Raw genomic sequence first — 304 nt, 5'->3', positions numbered from 1 at the left:
ATCATGAGCCGTCGGTGAGAGAGCAGGAGGGGACTGGTTAATTCTAGACCAGTTGCTTTTCCTGTTTCCTCCATGATCGACCAATCAAACTGAGCCCTATCTTTAATCATTCGCTCAACTTGTTCTGAGTTTGTAGTGGAAAAAACTATGTTTGCGGCTCGGAGTAGCTGGTTTATTAGAGGGTATCTTTTGTTTATTTGTCCATTAAGTAACAATCTAGCTTCGTTTTTTATGAATTCAGAGTCCGAGCTCAAGAAAAGCTCGCTCTTTAAAAAGTTTTGTATATGTTTCTTGGCTTTTTCAT

At 39.5% G+C, this 304-nt stretch carries 1 protein-coding gene; it reads right to left on the bottom strand.

Annotated elements, in window-relative coordinates:
• The coding region (locus tag K675_RS33220; protein ID WP_157383996.1) for an AAA domain-containing protein at positions 1–304 on the bottom strand (304 nt) is incomplete at both ends.

The organism is Pseudomonas fuscovaginae SE-1 (assembly GCF_000364705.1).
Taxonomy (GTDB): Bacteria; Pseudomonadota; Gammaproteobacteria; order Pseudomonadales; family Pseudomonadaceae; genus Aquipseudomonas; species Aquipseudomonas fuscovaginae_A.
This window is presented reverse-complemented; position numbering and strand designations above follow the sequence as displayed.